This is a genomic window from Streptomyces sp. NPDC034037, from assembly GCF_055575715.1.
Genome location: NZ_JBVISC010000003.1, coordinates 520,315 through 543,173, shown reverse-complemented (window position 1 = coordinate 543,173; position 22,859 = coordinate 520,315). Strand labels below are relative to the sequence as shown.

The 22,859-nt window shown below is 70.5% G+C and carries 20 protein-coding genes; 7 read left to right on the top strand and 13 right to left on the bottom strand.

Annotated elements, in window-relative coordinates; genetic code table 11:
- Positions 1-6 precede the first annotated feature (6 nt).
- Positions 7-1,350, bottom strand: coding sequence for an SWIM zinc finger family protein (locus ACZ516_RS13040; RefSeq protein WP_469010058.1), 1,344 nt, complete (start codon positions 1,348-1,350; stop codon positions 7-9).
- Entirely contained in the window at positions 1,347-4,226 is a 2,880-nt protein-coding gene (locus ACZ516_RS13035; protein ID WP_469010056.1) for a DEAD/DEAH box helicase, read from the bottom strand. The genes ACZ516_RS13040 and ACZ516_RS13035 overlap by 4 nt, the downstream gene beginning before the upstream one ends.
- Positions 4,227-4,477: 251 nt before the next feature.
- Between ACZ516_RS13035 and ACZ516_RS13030 the strand changes: the two genes are divergently transcribed.
- Positions 4,478-5,533: a fatty acid desaturase family protein gene (locus ACZ516_RS13030; protein ID WP_469010055.1), complete on the top strand. Its 1,056-nt coding sequence runs from the start codon at positions 4,478-4,480 to the stop codon at positions 5,531-5,533.
- A 135-nt stretch (positions 5,534-5,668) separates the two neighbouring features.
- Complete coding sequence (locus ACZ516_RS13025) at positions 5,669-5,851, top strand: hypothetical protein (protein ID WP_358583373.1); 183 nt, start codon at positions 5,669-5,671, stop codon at positions 5,849-5,851.
- 79 nt (positions 5,852-5,930) lie between these two features.
- On the opposite strand, the gene ACZ516_RS13020 is transcribed toward ACZ516_RS13025, so the two are convergent.
- Positions 5,931-6,791: a hypothetical protein gene (locus ACZ516_RS13020; RefSeq protein ID WP_469010054.1), complete on the bottom strand. Its 861-nt coding sequence runs from the start codon at positions 6,789-6,791 to the stop codon at positions 5,931-5,933.
- Between the two features lie 100 nt (positions 6,792-6,891).
- Positions 6,892-7,218 carry a hypothetical protein gene (locus tag ACZ516_RS13015; RefSeq protein ID WP_358583376.1) on the bottom strand — a complete coding sequence of 109 codons (327 nt, stop codon included), beginning with the start codon at positions 7,216-7,218 and terminating at the stop codon, positions 6,892-6,894.
- A 113-nt stretch (positions 7,219-7,331) separates the two neighbouring features.
- Between ACZ516_RS13015 and ACZ516_RS13010 the strand changes: the two genes are divergently transcribed.
- Positions 7,332-8,237, top strand: coding sequence for an oxygenase MpaB family protein (locus ACZ516_RS13010; protein WP_469010052.1), 906 nt, complete (start codon positions 7,332-7,334; stop codon positions 8,235-8,237).
- On the opposite strand, the gene ACZ516_RS13005 is transcribed toward ACZ516_RS13010, so the two are convergent.
- Positions 8,214-8,747 (bottom strand): PadR family transcriptional regulator, encoded by a 534-nt coding sequence (locus tag ACZ516_RS13005; RefSeq protein WP_361082054.1) that lies wholly within the window; start codon positions 8,745-8,747, stop codon positions 8,214-8,216. The two genes, ACZ516_RS13010 and ACZ516_RS13005, sit on opposite strands and share 24 nt — an antisense overlap.
- A 136-nt stretch (positions 8,748-8,883) precedes the next feature.
- Between ACZ516_RS13005 and ACZ516_RS13000 the strand changes: the two genes are divergently transcribed.
- Complete coding sequence (locus tag ACZ516_RS13000) at positions 8,884-9,642, top strand: alpha/beta fold hydrolase (RefSeq protein ID WP_361082056.1); 759 nt, start codon at positions 8,884-8,886, stop codon at positions 9,640-9,642.
- 77 nt (positions 9,643-9,719) lie between these two features.
- Here the strand turns inward: ACZ516_RS13000 and ACZ516_RS12995 are convergent, their stop codons facing one another.
- Positions 9,720-10,319: a class I SAM-dependent methyltransferase gene (locus tag ACZ516_RS12995; RefSeq protein WP_469010050.1), complete on the bottom strand. Its 600-nt coding sequence runs from the start codon at positions 10,317-10,319 to the stop codon at positions 9,720-9,722.
- Between the two features lie 133 nt (positions 10,320-10,452).
- On the bottom strand, positions 10,453-10,881 hold the full coding sequence (locus ACZ516_RS12990) for a PPOX class F420-dependent oxidoreductase (protein WP_358583382.1): 429 nt from the start codon (positions 10,879-10,881) through the stop codon (positions 10,453-10,455).
- 92 nt (positions 10,882-10,973) lie between these two features.
- On the opposite strand from ACZ516_RS12990, the gene ACZ516_RS12985 reads away from it, so the two are divergent.
- Complete coding sequence (locus ACZ516_RS12985) at positions 10,974-11,387, top strand: roadblock/LC7 domain-containing protein (RefSeq protein ID WP_361082060.1); 414 nt, start codon at positions 10,974-10,976, stop codon at positions 11,385-11,387.
- Positions 11,388-11,539: 152 nt separating this feature from the next.
- Entirely contained in the window at positions 11,540-12,463 is a 924-nt protein-coding gene (locus ACZ516_RS12980; RefSeq protein WP_469010048.1) for a DUF6397 family protein, read from the top strand.
- A 46-nt stretch (positions 12,464-12,509) separates the two neighbouring features.
- On the opposite strand, the gene ACZ516_RS12975 is transcribed toward ACZ516_RS12980, so the two are convergent.
- The 4 genes from ACZ516_RS12975 to ACZ516_RS12960 form a co-directional block, all read right to left on the bottom strand.
- A complete protein-coding gene (locus ACZ516_RS12975; RefSeq protein ID WP_361082064.1) occupies positions 12,510-13,034 on the bottom strand; it encodes a tetratricopeptide repeat protein in 525 nt (174 codons plus the stop codon).
- Positions 13,035-13,161: 127 nt separating this feature from the next.
- Positions 13,162-14,355: a winged helix DNA-binding domain-containing protein gene (locus tag ACZ516_RS12970; protein WP_469010047.1), complete on the bottom strand. Its 1,194-nt coding sequence runs from the start codon at positions 14,353-14,355 to the stop codon at positions 13,162-13,164.
- Between the two features lie 37 nt (positions 14,356-14,392).
- Positions 14,393-15,295, bottom strand: coding sequence for an acyl-CoA thioesterase (locus tag ACZ516_RS12965; RefSeq protein WP_361082067.1), 903 nt, complete (start codon positions 15,293-15,295; stop codon positions 14,393-14,395).
- 46 nt (positions 15,296-15,341) lie between these two features.
- Positions 15,342-17,906: a DEAD/DEAH box helicase gene (locus tag ACZ516_RS12960; protein ID WP_358583398.1), complete on the bottom strand. Its 2,565-nt coding sequence runs from the start codon at positions 17,904-17,906 to the stop codon at positions 15,342-15,344.
- Between the two features lie 70 nt (positions 17,907-17,976).
- On the opposite strand from ACZ516_RS12960, the gene ACZ516_RS12955 reads away from it, so the two are divergent.
- On the top strand, positions 17,977-18,771 hold the full coding sequence (locus ACZ516_RS12955; RefSeq protein WP_358583389.1) for a metal-dependent hydrolase: 795 nt from the start codon (positions 17,977-17,979) through the stop codon (positions 18,769-18,771).
- Positions 18,772-18,839: 68 nt separating this feature from the next.
- Here ACZ516_RS12955 and ACZ516_RS12950 read toward each other — a convergent pair whose 3' ends face one another.
- Positions 18,840-20,666, bottom strand: a complete 1,827-nt coding sequence (locus ACZ516_RS12950; RefSeq protein ID WP_469010046.1) for an ABC transporter ATP-binding protein — start codon at positions 20,664-20,666, stop codon at positions 18,840-18,842.
- Positions 20,663-22,573 (bottom strand): ABC transporter transmembrane domain-containing protein, encoded by a 1,911-nt coding sequence (locus ACZ516_RS12945; protein ID WP_469010044.1) that lies wholly within the window; start codon positions 22,571-22,573, stop codon positions 20,663-20,665. Before ACZ516_RS12945 ends, ACZ516_RS12950 begins: the two co-directional genes overlap by 4 nt.
- Between the last annotated feature and the right edge of the window lie 286 nt (positions 22,574-22,859).

The window sequence follows — 22,859 nt, the reverse complement described above, 5'->3', positions numbered from 1 at the left end:
CCCTTCCTACGTACTCGTCTCGCTCGCCACGGCCAGAGCGGTCGCCGGATCGTGGGCCGCCGGCCCCGCCGGGACCCAGCGGCCGCGTTCCTCGCGGTAGGGCCACCAACGACCGTCGGGCCCATGGCGCAGTTGAGCGTTAAAGCCCACCACGGTCCACCGGTTGCGGGCGGCCTGCAACCGCGGGCGCTCGCCCTCGTCCCACGCGGCTTCCAGCGCGGCACGCGCGCGTGCCAGCGCATCCCCTTCGGGCGTCCACTCCTGTTCGAGTATGTGCAGCGCGGCGCGACCCCCGTACCGCCAGGCCCGGACCGCGAGCGCGAGACCGTCCGGCCCGCGCTCCGACACCTCCGCCAACCGCGCCTCGACCGTCGGCCCCGGAGCAGCCGCGGCCAGGCGCACGGCGTCCTCGCTCACCGACAACTCCTCCTCGACAGGGTGCTCCTCGTGACCGGGTACGAGCGCGTCGGTCAGCATCCGGCACGCCTCGGCGGCCGCCTGTGCCGCAAGGAACTCGACCGCGGCCACGTCGAGGCCCGAAGCGGGCTCCGTCTCCGTGTCGAGCGCCGGCGGCGATCCCGGCCCGGAGGGCGCCGCGGGCAGCTCGGGAAGCGGTGGCAGGATGGCGCCGTCCGCGTACGCCTCCGCGGCGCTGACGCCCTCTGGAGCGGCATCCTGGGGCTCCTCAGGGTGCTCCGGGGCATCGGTGCGCCCGGCGCTGCGCACGTGGAGCGCGTCCAGGAGTTCGCGTTCCCCGCGGCCCCGCATCAGCAGCAGCACGAAGGGATCCTGGTCGAGCAGCCGCGCGACCTGGTAGCAGAGCGCGGCCGTGTGCCCGCAGTGGTCCCACGCCTCGCAGTCGCACTCCGCCTCCAGGTCCCCGATGCCGGGCAGGAGTTCGACACCGGCGGCCGAGGAGTCCTCCACCAGGTGCGGCGGCATGTCACGGTCCAGGAGTGCCGCGATGTGCCCGGCCTGCTCGACGGCCATCCCCAGGAAGCGGTCCCACTCCTCCGCGCCCAACTCCTGGAGCAGCACGTCGGAGCGGTGCGGTGTGCCGTCGCGGTCCTGTACGACCGCGGTGATCCGGCCCGGCCGCACCGAGACCGCACCCACCGCGCCCGCGCGTGCCAACCGGCGTCCCGCTTTCAACTGGCCCAAGTCGAGGGCGGTGTCCTCGAGCGCCTTCAGCCAGGCCTGGCCCCACCATGTTTGTGCGAAGCCCTGCCCGCGCGCGGGCGGCATGGCTTCGAACGTGCGCTCGTCCGCCGCTCCAGGATCACGAGCACCCGTCGCCGCTCCGGCGCGCCCATCCCCGTACGCGTACTCCTCGTCATGGATGTCGCTCATCGGGTCCCCCCTCGCAGCTCGACCAGATCGGACAGTTCGGCGTCGGTCAGCTCGGTCAGAGCGGCCTCTCCGGAGCCGAGTACGGCGTCCGCCAACTCCCGCTTGCGCAGCAGCATGTCGGCGATGCGGTCCTCGATGGTGCCCTCCGCGATCAACCGGTGCACCTGCACCGGCTGTGTCTGCCCGATGCGGTACGCACGGTCGGTGGCCTGCGCCTCGACGGCGGGGTTCCACCAGCGGTCGTAATGCACGACATGTTCGGCACGGGTGAGGTTCAGCCCGGTGCCCGCCGCCTTCAGGGAGAGCAGGAAGACGGGAACCTCTCCGTCCTGGAAGCGCTGCACCATCGCCTCACGCGTCCCGACCGGCGTGCCGCCGTGGAGGAACTGCGAAGAGATGCCACGGTCGGCCAGATGCCGCTCGATCAGCCGCGCCATCTGGACGTACTGCGTGAAGACGAGCACGCTCGCGCCCTCGGCGAGGATCGTGTCCAGCAACTCGTCGAGCAGCTCCAGCTTGCCGGAACGGCCCGAAATCCTGGGCTCGTCCTCCTTGAGGTACTGCGCGGGGTGGTTGCAGATCTGCTTGAGGCCCGTGAGGAGCTTGACGATCAGACCCCGGCGTGCGAACCCGTCGGCCCCGGAGATCTCGGCGAGTGTCTCCCGCACGACGGCTTCGTAGAGGCCCGCTTGCTCCGCGCTGAGCGAGACCGCGCGATCGGTCTCCGTCTTCGGCGGGAGTTCCGGCGCGATTCCCGGGTCCGACTTGCGCCGTCGGAGCAGGAACGGACGCACCAGCTGTCCGAGCCGCTCCGCGGCCCCAGGGTCCGCGCCGCTCTCGACGGCTTGGGCGTAACGCGTCCGGAAGGTCGCGAGTTTTCCGAGCAACCCCGGAGTCGTCCAGTCGAGGATGGCCCACAGCTCGGAGAGGTTGTTCTCCACCGGGGTGCCGGTGAGCGCCACGCGCGCGCGTGCCTGGATGGCGCGCAGTTGCCTGGCCGTCGCCGAGTACGGATTCTTGACGTGCTGGGCCTCGTCGGCGACGACCATGCCCCAGGCCGTCCCGCCCAGCCGGTCCGTGTCCAGCCGCATCGTGCCGTACGTGGTCAGGACGAACTCGCCGTGCGCGAGTCCTTCCAGGTCCCGCTGGGCGCCGTGGAACCGTCGCACCGGCGTGCCGGGCGCGAACCTCTCGATCTCGCGCTGCCAGTTGCCCATGAGGGACGTCGGACAGACCACCAGCGTGGGGCCCGCCGTGTCCTCGTGGGTCTGGCGGTGCAGATGCAGCGAGATCAGCGTGATCGTCTTGCCGAGGCCCATGTCGTCGGCGAGGCAGCCGCCGAGACCGAGGGACGTCATGCGCGCGAGCCAGTTCAGGCCGCGCAGCTGATAGTCGCGAAGCTCCGCGGCGAGGGCCTCGGGCCGGCCGACGGGCTCCATGCCCTCGGGGTCCGCGAGCCGCTCGCGCAGCGTGGCGAGCCACCCCGTCGGCTCCACGTCGACGCGCCGGCCGTCGACCTCGGTGGTGCCGGTGAGTGCGGCGCCGAGGGCATCGATCGGTGTGACCTTGCGGTCCTGCCGGTCGCGGGCGCGGCGCGCCTCCTCGGGGTCGATGAGTACCCACTGGTCGCGCAGACGGACCACCGGGCGGTTCGCCTCGGCGAGGCGGTCGAGTTCGTCACGCGTGAGTTGCCGGTCGCCCAGGGCGAAGCGCCAGTTGAACGCCAGCAGTGCGTCCGTGGAAAGGAACGAGGGGGTGTCCGCGGACGGCTTGAACGGGCTCTTCTCGCCGCCGTCCTGATCACCGTCCGGCGGACCGATGACGGCGCGCGCGGTGAGACTGCGGGCCAGCTCTCGCGGCCAGTGCACATCGACGCCCGCGGCCGCGAGCATCCGAGCGCCCCCGCCCAGAAGGTCGGTCACCTCTTCGTCGGCGAGTTCGATCGCGTCGGGCACGGTGGCCGACAGCAGTGGAGCGAGTGGGGGCCACGCGCGCGTGGCGCGCCGCAGCGCGAGGAGCGTGTCCATGCGTGCTCGCGGTCCGAAGGCCTGCCCCGTGGCTCCGGCACCGGCCCACACCTCGGCGGCGTCCGCGACGAGCCCGGGATCGCTGACGCTGTGCAGTTGCAGCACGGCGCGGAACGGCAGACGGGTGCCGTCCTCGGTGACCGAGACGAGCCCGGGGATCTCCACCCGCAGGGAGATCCGCACACCGGCGTCATGGCCCGCCGCCACATCGGCGGCCCAGGCCCGCTGTTCGGGTACGTGTTGCGGCTCCCTGGCGGCGAACACGGGTCCGCCGGCGGCCGACGGCGCGGCGGGGGAGCGTGGCAGAGTGTCGGCGACCGCGTCGAGGAACCGGCGCAGCAGGCTCTCGGGCTCAGGCAGCCGCAGCGGTACGGCGGAGTCCAGCGGCAGGGCGTGAGCGGCCGGCGGCATCGCCGCGGCGAGCTCGCGCAGCCGCTGCAGATCCGCGGTCCCCAGCGGACCGGCACGCCAGGAGTCGTGGTCGCCGGGAGTCAGGCCGGGCAACAACAGTCCACGAGCAGCGAGTTGCAGTGCGAGGACGCCTGCCGCCCCCCAGAAGGCAGCCGTCGGGTGCGATCCCGATGCGGCACGCGCGCGCGTGAGGACCGGCAGCGCGGCACGCACGGAAAGCAGGACCGCGGGCACCGTGCTGAGTTCGATGTCCTCGTCCCCGGGGACGGCGACATCCACTTCCTCGAAGGCGCCCCCGACGACCGAAGGCGGTTCCGTGCCATCAGGGCGCCAGAAGGCCATGCGGCCCCCGCGGGCGGGGTCGCCGGGCACGAAGAGCACGGAACAGTGCGACAGTTCGGAGACCTCGGAGAGGGGAATGGCAGGGATCCTGTGCACAGCGATGGGGCATTCCTCAAATTTGACTACTGAGACCGGAGCGGCCGAGAGTACAGGACTCGAGCCGCCCTCGGCCCGCATCGAATGGTGTTCCCCGTCACATCTCCTCTCAGGGGGGTGGGGCCAACCCCCCTGACCCATGGTGCTGGCCCCCCGGCGAACGTGGGTGGTGGCGCCATAGTTGCGGAAGGCCCCCGATCCGTACGTTTCAGAGGTCAGCCCCTGTCGTCTCGGATACCGGAGACCCGCCCATGCCCCAAGCCGCAGCAGCACTCGCGGAACGCCCCACGGTCGGCGTCGGCGAGCAACCCGCCGGAAGCGAATTCGCCCCCCTTCTGCGCACTGTCAAGGAGCAGGGCCTTCTGAGCCGACGTGTCGGCTGGTACACGCGTACCATCACGGCCAACACCCTGGCGCTGCTGGCCGTGGGTGCCGGGATGTTCGTCATCGGAGCCTCGTGGTGGGTGCTGCTGCTTGCGCCCGTGCTGTCCGTCCTCTGCGCCCGCACGGCATTCATCGGCCATGACGCGGGGCATTCACAGATAACCGGCAACCGATCCGTCAGCCGTGCCCTCGGTCTCGTGCACGGCAATCTACTGCTCGGGATGAGCTCCGCCTGGTGGAACGACAAGCACAACAGGCATCACGCCAACCCCAACCATGTCGACAAGGACCCCGACGTCGCGGCGGACGTCCTCGTCTGGACCACCAGACAGGCACGTCTGCGTGTCGGATTCCGCCGCTGGCTCACGCGCAACCAGGCCTGGCTCTTCTTCCCGCTGACGCTCCTCCAGGGCGTCGCCATGAAGATCTACGGCTTCCAGGACCTTCGGCGCCAGCCCCCGCGCGAGCGTGCCGTGGAAGGAATGCTTCTCGTCGCCCACCTGGCCGGCTACGTGACCCTGCTGCTCGTCACCATGCCTCTGGGGCACGCGCTCGCCTTCGCCGCCATCCACCAGGCACTGTTCGGCCTGCACCTCGGGCTCGCCTTCGCACCCAATCACAAGGGCATGGAGATGCCCGACCCGGACGGGGAGCGCTGGGGCCACCTGCGCCGCCAGGTCCTCACCTCGCGCAACGTCCGCGGTGGTCTGCTCACCGACTGGTTCCTCGGCGGACTCAACTACCAGATCGAGCACCACCTGTTTCCCAGCATGCCCCGCCCTCATCTGCGACTCGCCCAGCCTGTGGTGCGCGCATACTGCGCCGCGGCCGGCATGTCCTACGCGGAGGCCGGCTTCGTCGACTCCTACCGTCAGGTGCTGCGCCACATGTACGAAGTCGGCGAGCCCCTGCGGGTCGAATAGGGCGACCGGGCGTGGTGTCGGCAGCCAGTAGGGGGGGACTCAGGGGTCTCTCAGGGTCGCGATCAGGAACCGCGGTGCCACCGGCGCCGTTCTTCCAGACAGAGAGCGGCACCAGCCGCGAAGGAGGCGACGGACATGTCGAGGAACGCGAAGATTGCCGCAGGTGGTGTCGCGGCCGGGCTCATCATGCTGTTCTGGCTGCCCTGGTGGGCCGCACTCCTGATCGTGCTCGGAGTCCCCGTGGCCGCCTATCTGGCACTCGACCCGGGGCAGCGGCGCAGGCTGCGCCGTGCCAGACGCAGGGAGCTCGGCCGCTGAGACCGGACCGCCGAGTCCACCGCGGAACCAGCCCGATGACCGGGTGCGGACGCTCCTCACGTCGGGCCGTCGACGGTGTTCAGGTGGGACGGACCGCCATCTCGTCGAGGGCCTCCAGGAGCGCGGGAAGCGCCGGCCCACGACCCACCGGCAGCACCTCGCCGGGCTCCTCGTCCAGCAGGACGAACGCGATGTCGTCGGTTCTGGCGACCAGCGACCAGCCGGGGCCGTCGGCGCGCAACGTGCGGGCGTCCCCCGAGGCGAAGGACGAGCGCACCCGGCCCAAGGGCGGCGGAGTCTCCAGATAGGCGCGGGCCTCGGTGAGGACACGTCGGACACCAGTCATCGGCGCCTCGCGGGTTTCCGCCGATGTGACGTCCGGGGCCCCGTCCGATGTGAAGCCGACACCTTCCGCAATACCGGCATCGTCCGGGAAGTCGGCATCATCGACCTGCTCCCGCCACTTCGCCCACTGCAGGGCTATCTCGTCGGCGCCGAGCCTCCGCTGAGCCGGACCCCAGCCGTCGGCTCGCGGCGGAGCGAGCGGCTGTCGTCCCTCGCACCCGGAGTCGGGCTCAGGGTCGTGCGGGGCGGGCACTCCGGGCGCCGCGACAGCGACCGCGAGAGGCCACCCGGGCAGCGCGGCCACGACGGTGCGCTCCTCGGGGGACAGGTCGTACTCCATCCCGCAGTCCCAGGAGGCGATCGCCACGGCGACAAGAGAAACGTCGTCGACGACCACCGTCCACCGCGCCCCGTCACCGTCCTGGCCGAGCACCAGCCCGTAACCGGCGGCGAGCGGCGCCAGGCCGAGCGACGCACAGGCCTCCGGATAGTCGTCGCCCAGCACGCTGGGGAACTTCGCGGGCGTCAGGAGCACCGCCGTCAGTACGTACAGCGCGTCGTCATCGGCGACGACAGCGTCGTCCGTCCCAGGCATGCCGGCCTCCCCTCGCTTGGTCCGTCGGCGCACCCTAACCAGTCGCCCCGGAAACCGTCGAGGGGTGGACGGTCAGGAGAATCACCGGACGCCTGTCCCGTTACGTCTCATGGGGCGCGGGCGACGACTCAGGACGCGGCAGACCCAACAGCGTACGAGCCACCTCTCGGGGGGACTCGTCGCGTTCCCTCGCGAGGGCGATGACCGCCCGGCACGCGAGTTCGCTGACGCCGAAAGACAGTGCCTCTGGAGAGACCCACCCCGTGGCCTCGTCCATCTCGTCCTGATCGTCCTCGGCGCAGGCCGCCACGTACACGGCGGCCGCTTCGAAGAGATTGTGCGGGCGTCGGCGCTTGCTCGGCGCCGGCGCGCGTTCCCCGACGCCCCGCTTGCCGGCGGGCAAGTACTTGCGGAACCTGGCAAACATATGGACGACCTTCCCCCGGAACGGCTGCCCCCGGAATGACTTCCTCGTTGATCTCTGCGGTGTCCCTCACCAACGTAGAGTGAGTACTCCGGTCGCAGAAGGGGGACCACGCGGTGAAGCGTTTCGAGCGGCTCAGGCAGATCAGGCGCCTCGACCCGGAGCGGGACTACCTCGAGATCTACCGGCTCACCGCGACCCTCGAGTTCCCGTGGGACTACACGCGTGCACTCGAACTGGCCCTGTACCGCACCTATGCGGTGCCCAGTGTCGGCCGACTGCTCGCGGAGACAGCCGAACTGACGGACCGTACACAGAAGAGGTACGACGACACGGCGCTGCTCCTCGACGCCGTAGTGGAGCACGGATTCGGCAGTGACGAGGGCCGCACGGCGATCCGCCGCATCAACCAGATGCACCGCAGCTACGACATCAGCAACGATGACATGCGCTACGTACTGTGCACGTTCGTGGTCATGCCCAAGCGGTGGATCGACTCCTACGGCTGGCGGAAACTCTCGCGCCATGAGACGGCTGCCGCCGCCGTGTACTACCGCACCCTCGGGCAGCACATGGGGATCAAGGAAATCCCGGCCTCGTACGAGGAGTTCGAACGCTGCCTCGACGACTACGAAGAGGCCCACTTCGGCTGGGACCAAGGGGCGCGTGAGGTGTCCGACGCGACCCTCGACCTGATGGCGTCCTGGTACCCCCGCCCCTTGGCGCCCGTGTTGCGCTCCGCGACCCTCGCCCTACTGGACGAGCCCCTGTTGGGCGCGTTCCGCTACGAACAGCCGAGTGCGGTCGTTCGCTCACTGGTCAGGGGCGGCGTGCGACTGCGTGGACGCGCCGTGCGGCTGATGCCACCGCGGAGCACGCCGCGCTACGCCCGACAGAACCGGGAGATCAAGGGCTACCCCGAGGGGTACGAGGTCTCCGAGCTCGGGTCGTTCCCCGTGCCGGGCCTCCGCGGATGTCCGGTCCCGCATCAGGGCAGGTCAGCGGCCGCCCCCGCCGAGTGACGCCAAGGTTTCGCGCAGCCAGGTGAGTTCCGCCATGCTGGTCGCGCGAGCGATCTGCAGAATGCCGCGCCGGAAGGGGTCGTCGAGTTCCTCCGCGCGCAGCGGCCGATCTCCGTCATAGAAGAAGCTCGCCGGCTCCTCCAGAAACGCCAACCGCCTGCGCAGCACCGCGGCTTGGGCCGCCTCGTCGTCCAGATGGCGCAGGAAGGCGAGAAGCGTGAACCAGCGGTTCTCGTCGGTGATGTCCCCTCGCGCCGGGTCCGCGAGCCGGTTGCGCAGCTCCTGCCTGCCGTCCGGCGTGAGAGTGAGGACATGTCGCGGCGCCGCGACGGCACCTGGTTGCGTCTCGCGGGCGAGGAGGCCCGCCTTCTCCAGCCGTTTGATGGCGGGGTACAGAGTGCTCTCCGCGACGGGCCGCACGTGCCCGGTCAGCGCGTTGATTCGCTTGCGCAGCTCATAGCCGTGCAGGGCGGAGTCATGGAGAAAACCGAGGATGGCCAGTTCGAGCATGGCCAGCATTCTGCCGCACCCCGGCTCCACCCGGTGTACATCACATACGCAATACATCGGCAACGATGTATTGTCGGTGGCTCGTGACGGAAGAGCGCCGTCAGGGATGACGGAAGGGCGAAGGGCGGCCATGGCCATGCGTGAGGTGCGATTCGACGCACAGGGCAGCAGTCTGCGATGGACGGAGGTCGACGGGGCCGAACCGGCACGGGTGTACGTCCACGGTCTCGGTTCGGCGTCGACCGTCTATCACGCCCACATCGCCGCCAGACCCGAACTGGCAGGCCGACGCTCGTTGTTCGTGGACCTCCCCGGTCACGGCATCAGTGACCGGCCCGCCGACTTCGGCTACACGCTCGACGACCACGCGGAAGCGTTGGCCATGGTTCTTGACGAGGCTCGGGTCGCGGAGGCGGAGATCATCGCGCACAGCATGGGCGGCGCCGTCGCCATCGTGCTCGCACATCGGCGCCCCGAACTGGTGTCGCGCCTGGTCCTCACCGAGGCCAATCTGGACCCCGACCCGCCGTTGACGGCGGCCAGCAGCGGCATCGCCACGTACACGGAGGAGGACTTCGTCAACGGCGGCGGCTACACGCGCGTGCTGGAGGAGGTGGGACCCACCTGGGCGGCCACCATGCGGCTCACCGACCCTCGGGCCCTGCACCGAAGCGCGGTCGGTCTCACGGCCGGGACGAGGCCCACGATGCGCCGCATGCTGATGGCGCTGCCCATGGACCGCGTCTACGTGCAGGGCGCGGCGTCCGGGGACCTCCCCGGACGGGACGCACTGACGGCGTCCGGAGTACGGCTGGTGACCGCTCCCGGAGCGGGGCACAACGTCATGTTCGACAACGCCGACGCGTTCGCCGCCGTGGTCGCCGGCCGTTCCTGACTGCCGTCCTCGATACGCCGAACATCCGCACCAGACCGGAAGGCGGGGCCTGACGCGGGCCCGAACGCCGGGCGCGCTCAGCCCTCTCGTACGGCCAGGGCGAGGAAGCGGGCATCCTCGTCGACGTACGACGTCATGCGCCAGCCGGAACCGGCGAGGAGCGGGCCGAGTCGGGCTTCCGCCCGCAGATCGTCCGGGGTGATCTGCCGCCCCTGCCGGGCCGCGAGCGCGGCCCGGCCGATGGGATGGAAGAGGGCGAGCAGACCCCCGGGGCGCACCACGCGCCGCAACTCCCGCAGATCCTCCGCCGGACGCGGCAGGTGTGAGATCAGCCCGGCACCGAAGACGGCGTCGAATGACCCGGTGCGCAGCGGCAGGCGCTCCACGTCGGCGAGCAGGAGCTGCCCGGCGCGGTCCCTGCCCGCCCGCCTCGCGGCCTCCAGCATGGCGGGCGTCAGATCAGCGCCGAGGACGACCCCCGTGGGGCCCACGGCCTCCCTCAGAGGCGGGAGGGCGCGTCCGGTGCCGCAGCCCGCGTCGAGTACCCGCGCCCCCGGACGAAGGCCCAATTCGGCGACAGCGGCCCGGTAGGCGGGGCCATCATCGGGGAAGCGGGCGTCCCAATCGGCGGCGCGGGCCGTGAAGAAGTCCTGGACCTGTGTCGGGTCATCGCTCATGCGAGCCATGATCCCTCAAGGAACCGTGCACACGTGGGGTGCACCGTTTCGAGCATGACGCGATGGTCAGGGCCATCGGATGCATGCCGCCCGGCTGCTTCACTCGGTGCGCTGCCTTCGATGGCGCGCCGACTCAGTCGGAGACGTCGGCGTATGCGAGCACCTTGTCGATTGTCACGCGCACCAGGAGTTCGCCGGGGACGCCGTTGCGCTTGCCGAACTCCTCGGCGCGCTCCTCACCCATGTACCGCGCGCCGAGCCGAGTGGCCCAATGCCGCACCTGGTCGATGTCCTCGATCAATTCGGCGTGGCCCTGCAGAACGACGAACGCGAACGGCGGCCGGTCGTCGTCCACGCACAGGGCCACGCGCCCATCGCGCGCGAGGTTTCGTCCCTTGACCGTTTCCTTGCCGGTGTTGAACACCAGGTCATCACCGTCGAGCAGAAACCAGATCGGTGCGATGTGCGGGCTGCCGTCCGCTCTGACGGTCGAGAGCTTGCCGGTTCGGGTGCCGTGCGAGACGAAGTCCCGCCACTGTTCATCGGTCATCTTCTGTGCCATGTCCCCATCATGCTTGCCGGGGCGCCGGTCGTGGGGAAGGCTGGCAGGTCAGATCCTCCGGCCAGGGGGAGCGGACACGGGGAGACGGGACCATGGGGCAGAGCACGGGGCTTGGCTGGCTGCTGGACGACCTGACGCGACGGATGGAACATGTGCGGCATGCGCTGGTGCTGTCCAACGACGGGCTGGTGACAGGTGCGAGTTCGGACCTGAAGCGCGAGGACGCGGAGCACTTGGCCGCGGTCTCCTCGGGACTCCACAGCCTCGCCAAAGGGTCGGGGCGCCACTTCCGTGCCGGCAATGTCCGCCAGACCATGATCGAGTTCGATGACGCGGTCCTCTTCGTGACCGCGGCGGGCGACGGCAGCTGCCTGTGCGTCCTCAGCTCCGCCGAGGCGGACATCGGCCAGGTCGCCTACGAGATGACGCTCCTCGTGAACCGCGTCGGGGAGCACCTGGGCGTGGGGGCCCGCCACCCGGAGCGCACGCCGAGCGCGGACCTCTGATGGGTGTCGTGGGCCTCTGACCAGGCCTGACACTGCCACGACCCAGGCCTGACGCCGTCACGACAAGAGTTATCCACAGGCTCAGCGAAGGTCGTGGTGATCGGGCTACGGTTTTTCCCGAGAGCAATCACGTCTCACGGGGGAGCAGCACGATGACAGGTGACACCATCACGCAGCCGACCACGGCTTCGGCCGCTCGGCCGTCGTTCACGTTGAGCGGCGCCGCGAGGGAGCTGGGTCTCAAGCGCGGGGAGTTCGACCTCGCGGTCATGCTGGGAGGCATTCGTACCTTGGGGGACGGGGCCGGCGGTCAGCGCCGGGTCACCCGCGAGGAGATCGCCCGGGTACGGGGCGGGGAAGGCTTTCCCGAGGCGCTGCGCGAGAGCGTCAGAGCCGTGGGCACCACCGAGGGCGCGGACATGATGGACATCAGCCCGGCCCGCTTCACCCGGCTCGCCCGCGTCGGCGCTCTGACGCCGGTCAAGTTCTACCTGAACAGGTACCGAGCGGTCGTCTGGCTCTACCTCGCCCAGGAGTTACGGCAGTTCGCCGAGGCCGAAGCCAACGCCGACCTCCTCACGGGGCGTCTGCCAGGACCGTTGCGCGCCCAGCTCGAAGAGGGGAAGGACCTCAGGGCGCGCAACTGGCGCGGCAGGTACGCGGACTTCCTGCTGCGGCAGTCCGAGGACCCGTGGGAGCGCGTCGCCGCCATGGCCTCCCTGCTCGATCCGGCGCAGACCGCGGAGATCATCAGCGATCCGTACGAACGCGCCTACCTCAACCGGCTCAAACCCGCACCGCGCTCCCAGGGAGCAGCGGATTCACCCGTGGCGCGCATCGTAGAGAGGATCACGACTGCGGATGACCCGGACGAGATCCGTTGGCTGCGCTCCAGCCTGCTGATCGGCCTCATGCAGGCCCGCACACTCCGCCCGGCGCCCCGGCCCGCACCACGGCCCGCGGATGAACCGCGGGCGTCCACCGAAGAACGCGAGCCGCCGACGGATGCCGTGGTCGACATGCCGGTCCAGGAGAGCCGGGGCCTGCTGACATGGTTGCGTCGCAGACGTACCTAGGCTCGCGGCGCGACGTCACCCGCGTCGACGGGGTCGTGCCGTCGCGTCAGACCGTGGCATCCAGGTCTTTGGCGTACTCCTCGATGGCGGGTCGATAGCCCGCGATGTCCGGGTCGTCGCTCGTGGCGGCGAGCAACCGCAGGAGCATTTCCATCGCATCGTGTGTGCGGCCGGTGTTGTACAGCGCCATCGCCAGGAACGTCTTGAGGGCACCGTCATCGGGGAACTCCGCCGCCGCAGCGCTCAGGGTGGTGACGGCTTCCTCGTAGCGGCCGAGGATCCGGTAGGTGCTGCCAAGCCCCAGAAGGGCCCCGCGCCGATCGACTTCGGTGAGGCCCGCACCGGCGAGCGCGCGCTCGTAATACGGGACTGCCTCGGCCTCCAGACCGAGCGTGTCGTGAACCCAAGCGGTCTGGTACGCCACTTCGACGTCCTGAGGAAACCGCGAGGAGAGGGCCACGAGCCGATCGCGGGCCTCCTCCTTTCGACCTGCCTCGCGCAAACCGACGGCCTCGGCAAGCAGCCGATCCCGTTCCCCGCCCTCGACCACATTCCCACCCGAGCCGCTCATGTCCCCGCCGTCCCCTCACTGCCTTGCCCACTGAAGTTGCGCTGTCTGACGTGATCACCCTGAAGCGTTGCATGGAACGGAGACACACATGCCCGGCCATTGCCGCCCGAACTCCGCCCGCCGGTCGTCAACCGGCCAGTTCCTCCTCGAGCCACGTGCGGCCACGGGTGCGCGCGGCCAGTCGTACACCGCCCAGCCGTTGGGCGAGGCGCTCGGCCTCGGCCCGCACCGCACTCCGCGCGTCCGATCCGACGTCTTCGAGGAACCCGCACACGATCTCGCCCTGGCCGTCCTGGGCCCAGCCGCCCACGATGCGGCCGTTCCACCACAGGGAGGGGCCGATGTTTCCGTTCCTGTCGAACAGGCGCGGGCCGTGGTCGCCGAGAAACCAACTGCGGTTCTTCCAGCCCATCGGCGTCGAATCCAGCGCCGGCAGCAGCGCCGCCCAGGGCTCCGGCGCGGGCGTCTCCGCCACGTCGTCCGGCAGGAGAAGGCCGCTCTGTCCGTCCAAGTCGACCTCGACGGGGCGCAGTTCCGACAGGGCCCGCTTCGTCTGGGTCTTCGTCCACCCCGCCCACCAGCACAGGTCGTCCGCCGTGGCCGGGCCGAACACCCGCAGCCAGCGCCGGGCGAGCTCGGTCTCCGCGTCCTGGGTGCTCCAGTCGGTGAGTCCACCGGGGAGCCAGTCCGTCAAAGGCGCCCAGCGGTACTGGTGCGAGGTCCACGTGCCGCGGGGACGGCCACGCACGACATGCCCCTCGGCGGCGAGCAGCAGGAGGAGCCTGCTGGCCAGCTTCTGCCGGCCCTCGTAGCTCTTGCCCCGCGACATCACCAACTCCGTGCCCAGCCGAGGGTCGTCACTCGCCAGCTCGGACGCGGTCGCCTCGCCCCGCTCCTTGAGGGCCCGCAGCGCCGCCTCCTCGGCGGCCGCCAGCCACGCGGCGACTCCCGCCGTGTCGGCGGCGACCCCGGCCTCCGCCAGCATCCTCAGCACCAGGCGACGCTCCCGGGCGGCGACAGCCCGCGAACACGCGGCCTGCAGAACGGGAGCGACATCGAGGGAGGTCACGAAGACCGTGCGGCGCATTCCCAGCAACCGGATCAACGAGCGGTCCTCGTAGAGCGCCCGCTCGACGTCCGTCAGCCGACCGTCCCGCATACGGGCCCAGGCGCCCACGTACACCGAAGACGGATCGGTCCCGTGCAGCGCCAGCAGCGACCGCGCCACCTCAACCGGATCGTCCGCCCTGGTACCGGCCGTCAGCCGGTGGCGCACCGCCAGACGCGCCCGGCGCTCGGCCACATCGATCCGCCGCAACATCCCTCCCGAATCTGTCCCCGGTTCTGTCCCCGGTCGCTCACGCACCCGCCGTCGGACTGTCCATGTGGCGCTCTCCGTAAGGGCGGAACAGCCCTTCCTGGACGACCGACACCAAGAGACGGCCCTCGGTGTCGTAGATGCGGCCCCGGGCGAGACCGCGTCCCCCGGTCGCGATGGGGGACTCCTGGTCGTACAGGAACCAGTCGTCCGCGCGGAACGGCCGGTGGAACCACATGGCGTGGTCGAGCGACGCCATGTCGAATCCGCGCGGGCCCCACAGCGGCTCCACCGGGATGCGCACGGCGTCGAGGAGTGTCATGTCGCTCGCGTAGGTGAGCGCGCAGGTGTGCACGAGCGGGTCGTCGCCCAGCGGGCCGACGGCGCGCATCCACACCGCGCTGCGCGGCTCGGCGTCCTTGATCTCCTCGGCCGTCCAGCGCAGACGATCGACATAGCGGATGTCGAAGGGCTGACGACGGGCCATGCGCTCCAGCTGCTCGGGGAGCGCGCCCAGGTGCTCCTTGATCTCCTCCACGACCGTCGGAAGGGACTCCGGGTCGGGAGCGACGATGCGTGGCGGCAGCTGGTGTTCGAAGGCGCCCTGTTCGGGCTGATGGAAGGAGGCGGTGAGGTTGAAAATGGTGCGGCCCTGCTGGACCGCGGTGACGCGGCGCGTGGTGAAGGAGCGACCGTCCCTGACCCGCTCGACCTGGTACACGATGGGCACGCCCGGGCGGCCCGGACGCAGGAAGTACGCGTGCAGCGAGTGCACCGGCCGGTCGCCCTCAGTGGTGCGGCCGGCCGCCACCAGCGCCTGTCCGGCGACCTGCCCGCCGAACACCCGCTGCAGGGACTCCTCGGGACTGCGGCCCCGGAAGATGTTGACCTCGATCTGCTCCAGGTCCAGCAGATCGACCAGCCGATCGGCGGGATTGTTCATGGCAGTTCCTCGACTCCTGTCCGGGACGCGCGGATCCTCGGGGCGGTCAGAGCTGGCCGACATCCGTGACCCGGACGACGGCACGGCCCTCCTCGTCGGAGGCCGCGAGATCGACCTCCGCGCTGATGCCCCAGTCATGGTCGCCGTTCGGGTCGGCGAACGTCTGCCGGACGCGCCACAGACCGTGGTCCGGATCCTCCTCGATGAGCAGGAGCTTCGGGCCACGGGCGTCGGGGCCGGTACCGAGATCCTCGTACTCGTCCCAGTACTTGTCCATGGCCTCGCCCCAGGCGTCGGCGTCCCAGCCGGACTCGCCGTCCATCTCGCCGAGCTCCTCGACATGGTCGAGAGCGGCCAGCTCGACCCTGCGGAACAGAGCGTTGCGCACCAGGACGCGGAAGGCGCGGGCGTTGGCCGTGACCGGCTTGACCTGGTCGGCCTTCTCCTGGGCCTCCTCGGCCGTCATGACCTCGGGGTTCGCCAGCTGCTCCCACTCGTCGAGGAGGCTCGAGTCGACCTGTCGGACCATCTCGCCCAGCCAGGCGATCAGATCCTCCAGGTCCTCGGACTTCAGGTCGTCCGGGATGGTGTGCTCCAGGGCCTTGTACGCGCCGGCGAGGTAACGCAGCACGATGCCCTCGGTGCGGGCCAGCTCGTAGAAGGACGTGAACTCGGTGAACGTCAGCGCCCGCTCGTACATGTCGCGGACGACGGACTTCGGGGAGAGCGGGTGGTCACCGACCCACGGGTGGCTCGTGCGGTACGTGTTGTACGCGTGGAAGAGCAGTTCCTCCAGGGGCTTCGGGTAGGTGATGTCCTGGAGCCGCTCCATCCGGTCCTCGTACTCGACGCCGTCCGCCTTCATCAGCGCCACGGCCTCGCCGCGCGCCTTGTTCTGCTGGGCGGCGAGGATCTGGCGCGGGTCGTCGAGTGTGGACTCGACGACCGACACCATGTCGAGCGCGTACGAGGGCGACTCGGGGTCGAGGATGTCGAAAGCGGCGAGGGCGAACGTGGACAGCGGCTGGTTGAGCGCGAAGTCCTGCTGAAGGTCGACCGTCAGGCGCACGACCCGGCCCGTGGCGTCCGGCTCGTCGAGCTTCTCGACGACACCGCCGGCGAGGAGCGAGCGGTAGATCGCGATGGCCCGGCGGATGTGCCGCAGCTGCTGCTTGCGCGGCTCGTGGTTGTCCTCGAGGAGGTGACGCATCGCCTTGAAGGCGTTGCCGGGGCGGGCGATCACGGACAGCAGCATCGTGTGCGTGACCCGGAAGCGGGAGGTCAACGGCTCGGGCTCGGACGCGATCAGTTTCTCGAAGGTGTTCTCGGTCCAGCCCACGAAACCCTCGGGAGCCTTCTTGCGGACCACCTTGCGACGCTTCTTCGCATCGTCACCCGCCTTCGCGAGCGCCTTCTCGTTCTCGATGACGTGCTCAGGCGCCTGCGCGACGACGAGGCCCGCGGTGTCGAAGCCCGCGCGCCCGGCCCGACCGGCGATCTGGTGGAACTCCCGCGCGCGCAGGGTACGGACCCGACTGCCGTCGTACTTGGTGAGCGCGGTGAACAGCACGGTGCGGATCGGGACATTGACGCCGACACCGAGGGTGTCGGTGCCGCAGATGACCTTGAGGAGTCCGGCCTGGGCCAGCTTCTCGACCAGGCGGCGGTACTTGGGCAGCATGCCCGCGTGGTGCACGCCGATGCCGTGGCGGACGTACCGCGAGAGGTTGCGGCCGAACTTGGTGGTGAAGCGGAAATTGCCGATCAGATCGGCGATCTTGTCCTTCTCCTCGCGCGTGCACATGTTGATGCTCATCAGCGACTGCGCACGCTCGACGGCCTGGGCCTGCGTGAAGTGCACGATGTAGACGGGCGCCTGTTTCGTCTCGAGCAGCTCGGTGAGCGTCTCGGTGATCGGCGTCAGACGGTACTCGTACGACAGCGGCACGGGGCGCGTCGCGGAGCGCACCACCGAGGTGGGCCGGCCCGTGCGGCGCGTCAGGTCCTTCTCGAACATGGAGACGTCGCCGAGCGTCGCCGACATGAGGATGAACTGGGCCTGGGGCAGTTCGAGCAGCGGGATCTGCCAGGCCCAGCCCCGGTCCGGCTCGGCGTAGAAGTGGAACTCGTCCATCACCACCTGGCCGATGTCGGCGTCCTTGCCGTCACGCAGCGCGATCGAGGCGAGGACCTCGGCGGTGCAGCAGATGACGGGGGCGTCGGAGTTGACCGACGCGTCGCCCGTGAGCATGCCGACGTTCTCGGTGCCGAAGAGTTTGCACAGGTCGAAGAACTTCTCCGACACCAGCGCCTTGATGGGCGCCGTGTAGAAGGTGACCTTGTCCTGGGCGAGAGCCGTGAAGTGGGCACCCGCGGCCACCAGGCTCTTGCCCGAACCGGTCGGAGTGGACAAGATCACGTTGGCCCCGGAGACCACCTCGATCAGCGCCTCCTCCTGAGCCGGGTAGAGGGTGATCCCCTGGTCCTCGGCCCACGAGGAGAAGGCTTCGAAGAGGGCATCGGGGTCGGCATCCGGCGGCAGCTGATCAATAAGGGTCACACCCCCATCTTGCCTTCCTTCCCTCCCGATGCGGGAACCGGACGTCCCCATGAAGATCACGGCCGCTACGCTGTGTCGCCAACGGGGCGTCAGAAGACTGGAAATGGGGCGGGCAGCAGCAATGATGGGACCGGCACACTCACTGTCGGGGGCCGCGGCCTGGCTCGGCGTCGGCGCGGCCGCCGCGGCCGCGGGGCACACGATGCCCTGGCCGGTCCTGCTCGCAGGGGCCCTGATCTGTGCCGGGGCGGCGCTCGCACCCGACCTGGACCACAAGTCCGCGACCATATCGCGTGCCTTCGGACCCCTCTCACGCGGCGTGTGCGAGATCGTCGACAAGCTCTCGTACGCCGTCTACAAGGCGACACGCAAGCAGGGGGACCCGCGTCGCTCGGGCGGGCACCGCACACTGACGCACACCTGGCTGTGGGCGGTACTGATAGGGGCGGGCGCCTCGGCCCTGGCGATCTTCGGTGGACGCTGGGCGGTTCTCGGGCTTCTCTTCGTCCACATGGTGCTCGCCATCGAAGGCCTGCTGTGGCGGGCGGCGCGCGGGTCGAGCAGCGACGTGCTGGTGTGGCTGTTGGCCGCGACGAGCGCCTGGATCCTCGCCGGGGTCCTCGACAAGCCCGGCAATGGTTCGGACTGGCTGTTCACCGCGCCCGGCCAGGAGTATCTGTGGCTGGGACTGCCGATCGTGCTGGGCGCGCTGGTGCACGACCTGGGGGACGCGCTGACGATCTCCGGGTGCCCGATCCTGTGGCCCATCCCCATCGGACGCAAGCGCTGGTACCCCGTCGGGCCGCCGAAGGCGTTGCGCTTCCGGGCCGGCAGCTGGATCGAGCTGAAGGTCCTGATGCCGGTGTTCATGCTGCTCGGAGGCGTGGGCGGCGCGGCCGCACTCAACTTCATCTGACCGCCGGCGCCCCTTGGACCGCTGGCCCGTCCGGGACCGCCGGCCTCTCGTGGACGGCCGACCCCGGCTCAGGTGTCGGCCCGAGATCTCGGGGCCGGCAGGTGCTCGCCGTGCCAGGAGCGCCAGAGCGCGGCGTAGGAGCCGCCGCTCGTCACCAGATCCTCGTGGGTGCCGAGCTCTGTCACCCGGCCGTCCTCCATGACAGCGACACGGTCCGCGTCATGGGCCGTCTGGAGACGGTGGGCGATGGCGATGACCGTTCTCCCGCGCAGGACAGCGGCCAGCGCCCGTTCGGTGTGGCGTGCGGTCGTCGGGTCCAGGAGTGCGGTGGCCTCGTCGAGGATCAGCGTGTGCGGGTCGGCGAGCACGACTCGGGCCAGTGCCAGCTGCTGGGCCTGCGCACCGGTCAGCCGATGTGCGCCGGAACCCAGCTCGCTGTCCAGGCCGCCCGGCAGCTCCGCCGCCCACTCGGCGCCAACCGCCTTCAGGACGGCGAGCAGCTCGTCGTCCGTGGCGGACTCCGCCGCGATCACCAGATTGTCCCGGAGTGTGCCCAGGAACACGTGGTACTCCTGAGTGACGAGGACGACCTGACGGCGCAGCCGCTCGGGGGACAGTTCGATGACCGGGACCCCACCGACGGTCACCGTCCCCCTGGCCGGCGCGTCGACCCCCGCGAGGAGTCGGCTCAGGGTGGTCTTCCCCGCGCCGGAAGGGCCCACGATCGCCAGGCGTTCGCCGGGCCGTACGGACAGATCCACACCGCGCAGGACCTCGGCGCCGTCGCCATAGGCGAAATGCACACCGCAGACATCGATGCGGTCGTCTTCAGGGGCGCGGTCGGCGGACGCGGGCGGGGCGGCCGGGCCGGGAGGTTCCGTCGGTTCGACCGCCAGGCCTTCGACACGGGCGAAGGAGGCTCCGCTGCTCTGCAGCTCCTCGACCCGTTGCAGGATCGTGTCCAGCGGCTGGGAGAGCTGACGCAGATAGAGCGCCGAGGCGATCACCGTGCCCAGGCTCACCGCGCCGTGCCCGTGCATCGTGCCGCCGACGAGGAGCACGGCGGCCACCGGGACCACGTACGAGATGTCGATGGAGGGGAACAGGACACTGCGCAGGAACAGGGTGCGCTCCCGGGAGACGACGCACCGTTCGATCTCCTTCTCGCTGTCCGCGATGCGACGCTCCCGCAGACCGAAGGCCTCGATGGTGCGCGCCCCGGACGCGGTGGCGGCGAGCACCTCGGCGAGCGCGGAGTGGGCCTCGCCCTGGTCGAGGTAGGCGGCGCGGGCCCGCCGCAGGTACCAGCGGGTGGCGAACCAGATGCCGATGAGGCCGAGCACTCCACAGGCACCGAGCAACGGATCGAGCAGAAACACCGCACCGAGGATGAACAGCGCCTGCAAGGCTGCCACGAACACGTCGGGCCCGGTGTCGCGCAGCGTCTGCCCGGCGGTCGCGACGTCGGAGGTGCCGCGCGCCGTGAGATCTCCCGCGCCGGCACGCTCCACGACCGAGGCGGGCAGCGCGAGCGCCCGGTCGACGAACTGTTCGCGGATGCGGGCCAGGGTGCGCTCGCCGAAGCGGTGTCCGAGGTGGCGGGCGTGGCGCGCCAGGAGGAGTTGCGCCAGGGCGGCGACGAGGATGCCGAGGGCGAGGCGGTCCACGGCCTCGACGCTTTCGCCGTCCTTGACCGTGTTGACGATACGGCCGAGGAGCCAGGGGCCGACCAGGCCCGCGGCAGCGGCGAGCGCATTAAAAACGATCATGGCGGTGAAGGTCCGGGCGTCCCGCCGTATCAACGCCCACGCGGCGCGGCGGACCTGGCGGGGGCCGGCGACGGGCAGGTGCCCCGGTATGGCTTCCGGGCCGCCATCGATCTGGCTGGTCGTCATCGGAGGGCCTCGTGACTCGGTTCGGAGGATGCGGGTGGTGCTGGGGTGCCGTCGTGCTCCTTGTCGCCGTCCGCTGCTTCCGGCTCTGTGCACGCACTCGAAGTAGCGGAGCCTCGCGAGACCAGGCTCCGGTAGTCCGGGTGCGTGGCCAGCAGGTCGGTGTGGCGGCCGACGGCGGCCACGCGGCCCCCGACCAGGTGGTAGACGATGTCCGCCTGGTCGAGGAGGAGAGGAGAGGTGCCGGCCACCAGGGTCGTGCGGCCGCTGCGGGCGGCGCGCAGTCGGGCCGCCATCCTGGCCTCGGTGTGGGCGTCGACCGCCGAGGTGGGTTCGACCGCCAGCAGGATCTCGGGGTCGGCGAGCAGGGCGCGTGCCAGGCGGATGCGCTGGCGCTGGCCTCCGGAAAGATTGTGACCCTGGGCGTCGAGGCGGGCGTCGAGCCCGCCGGGCAGGCCGACGACGATGTCGCGGGCCACGGCCTCGTCGATCACACGGGCGAGGGCCTGGTCGTCCGGGTGCAGGCGGCCGGATATCGCCGCGCGCAGCGTACCGGCGAAGAGGTCTGCTTCGTTGTCGGCGACGAGGATCCGGGCGCGGACCTGGTCGAGGGGGACGGCGTCGAGGCGGACCTCGCCCCAGGTGGCCGCGGAAGGAGCGAACCGGCCGAGCCGGTCGACGACAGCCACGGCGTCCGACGGCTGGGCGCTGACGAGCGCGGTGAGGACGCCGGGTGCGACTTCCACGCCGGACAGCGGATCGCGCAGCACAGCCGACGGCCCGGGCGCCTCGGCGGAGCCGTCACACTCGCCGGGGGAGCCCGCCTCCATGGGCGCCTCATGCTCGCGAGGCCCATGACTGCTCCCTCCACTCTCTTCCGGCTCCCGCCCCTCTTCGGCGGTGAAGTCCTCCGGATCCAGGTTGAGGAAGCGCACGACCCGGCGGGCCGAGACCAGGCCCCGGCCGATGTCGTAACCGCTCTCGATGAAGGACGACACCGGCACCACGAGCACGGCGACGTATCCGTAGACGGCCACCAGTTCCCCGACCGTGATGGTTCCCTTGGCGGCCATGCGGGCGGCGAGCCACGTCACGGTGGCGAGGAACACCGTGGGCAGTCCGAGCGCGAAGGCCTGGATCCAGCTCATCGACGAGCCCACGCGGTAGCCGTCGTGGAGCAGCTTTCGCGAACCGTCACGGTAGCGAGCCGCGAAGACTCCCTTGCCGCCGAGGCCGTTGAGTACGCGCAGGCCGCCGACCAGGTCGCCGAGGACGGCGGCAAGGGCGCCCTGTCGTTCCCGGTAGGCGGTCTCCGCGCCTTGCAGGCGGCCGAGGAAGGGGCCGACCAGCAGGGCGAGCACGGGCACCCCCACCAGCACCACCACCGCGAGCAGGGCGGAGACGGACAGCAGCAGCACGGCCACCACCACGTAGGCGGCGATCGCGCCCACGCCGGGGCCCGTCACGGTGAGGGTCTGGCCGATGACGCCCACGTCGGAGTGCCCGATCGTGACGACCTCACCGGCCGAGACGCGGCGGGGCAGCGCGGCGCCGAGGCGGGTCGCGTGGTCCACCACCACGCGCACGGTGCGGAAGTAGGCGTCCAGCCGGACCCGGGTCATGGTGCGGTGCCGCATGATCGACAGCCAAGCGTCGAGCACCCCGATGCCGAACAGGGCGGCCGTCCAGCCGAGCAACGCCCCCTGGTCGCCGGGCCGCAGTCCGTCATCGATGGCGCGCGACAGGACGTACGGAGGCAGCGTCAGGCCCATCATCCAGGCGGTGCCGAGCACAGCCCCGCCGGCGACGCGCCGCCACTGCATGGCGGTGACCCACCAGAGATAACGGGCGGGCCCGCGCCGATCGGGGACACCGGGGTCCGTGGAGGGATCCGAGCAGGGTGCGGCCATCCGCGTACCCTAACCACGCCTACAAGGGCGAGCGCAGAGACAGGTGATGAGTGGGCGTCACTGTCGGTTCTGTGCGCAGTCGCTGGAATAGGGGGCAGGCCCCCGCCTGCCAGTGCACCACGGGTGCACGAGCTGCGTCCGAAGTCCGATGAGTCAGCAAGGCGCGCGACCGGCCGGTGCCCCGCGACGGACAGCGCGACGGTGCGGAGTCCGTCGATGCCGGTGGGGGACTGGGGCGTTCTCCCGCGCTTATCTCGTAGGCATCTTCGGATTCTGCGCGCCTTGT

What these genes read in the sequence shown, in the direction of transcription:
- ACZ516_RS12995 (WP_469010050.1), bottom strand. Translation starts at nt 10,319, where the DNA reads ATGAGCGATGACCCGACACAGGTCCAGGACTTCTTCACGGCCCGCGCC.
- ACZ516_RS12980 (WP_469010048.1), top strand. Translation starts at nt 11,540, where the DNA reads ATGACAGGTGACACCATCACGCAGCCGACCACGGCTTCGGCCGCTCGG.
- ACZ516_RS12950 (WP_469010046.1), bottom strand. Translation starts at nt 20,666, where the DNA reads ATGACGACCAGCCAGATCGATGGCGGCCCGGAAGCCATACCGGGGCAC.
- ACZ516_RS12975 (WP_361082064.1), bottom strand. Translation starts at nt 13,034, where the DNA reads ATGAGCGGCTCGGGTGGGAATGTGGTCGAGGGCGGGGAACGGGATCGG.
- ACZ516_RS13040 (WP_469010058.1), bottom strand. Translation starts at nt 1,350, where the DNA reads ATGAGCGACATCCATGACGAGGAGTACGCGTACGGGGATGGGCGCGCC.
- ACZ516_RS12990 (WP_358583382.1), bottom strand. Translation starts at nt 10,881, where the DNA reads ATGGCACAGAAGATGACCGATGAACAGTGGCGGGACTTCGTCTCGCAC.
- ACZ516_RS13015 (WP_358583376.1), bottom strand. Translation starts at nt 7,218, where the DNA reads ATGTTTGCCAGGTTCCGCAAGTACTTGCCCGCCGGCAAGCGGGGCGTC.
- ACZ516_RS13020 (WP_469010054.1), bottom strand. Translation starts at nt 6,791, where the DNA reads ATGCCTGGGACGGACGACGCTGTCGTCGCCGATGACGACGCGCTGTAC.
- ACZ516_RS12970 (WP_469010047.1), bottom strand. Translation starts at nt 14,355, where the DNA reads ATGTTGCGGCGGATCGATGTGGCCGAGCGCCGGGCGCGTCTGGCGGTG.
- ACZ516_RS12945 (WP_469010044.1), bottom strand. Translation starts at nt 22,573, where the DNA reads ATGGCCGCACCCTGCTCGGATCCCTCCACGGACCCCGGTGTCCCCGAT.
- ACZ516_RS13025 (WP_358583373.1), top strand. Translation starts at nt 5,669, where the DNA reads ATGTCGAGGAACGCGAAGATTGCCGCAGGTGGTGTCGCGGCCGGGCTC.
- ACZ516_RS12965 (WP_361082067.1), bottom strand. Translation starts at nt 15,295, where the DNA reads ATGAACAATCCCGCCGATCGGCTGGTCGATCTGCTGGACCTGGAGCAG.
- ACZ516_RS13030 (WP_469010055.1), top strand. Translation starts at nt 4,478, where the DNA reads ATGCCCCAAGCCGCAGCAGCACTCGCGGAACGCCCCACGGTCGGCGTC.
- ACZ516_RS13005 (WP_361082054.1), bottom strand. Translation starts at nt 8,747, where the DNA reads ATGCTCGAACTGGCCATCCTCGGTTTTCTCCATGACTCCGCCCTGCAC.
- ACZ516_RS12960 (WP_358583398.1), bottom strand. Translation starts at nt 17,906, where the DNA reads ATGGGGACGTCCGGTTCCCGCATCGGGAGGGAAGGAAGGCAAGATGGG.
- ACZ516_RS12955 (WP_358583389.1), top strand. Translation starts at nt 17,977, where the DNA reads ATGATGGGACCGGCACACTCACTGTCGGGGGCCGCGGCCTGGCTCGGC.
- ACZ516_RS12985 (WP_361082060.1), top strand. Translation starts at nt 10,974, where the DNA reads ATGGGGCAGAGCACGGGGCTTGGCTGGCTGCTGGACGACCTGACGCGA.
- ACZ516_RS13000 (WP_361082056.1), top strand. Translation starts at nt 8,884, where the DNA reads ATGCGTGAGGTGCGATTCGACGCACAGGGCAGCAGTCTGCGATGGACG.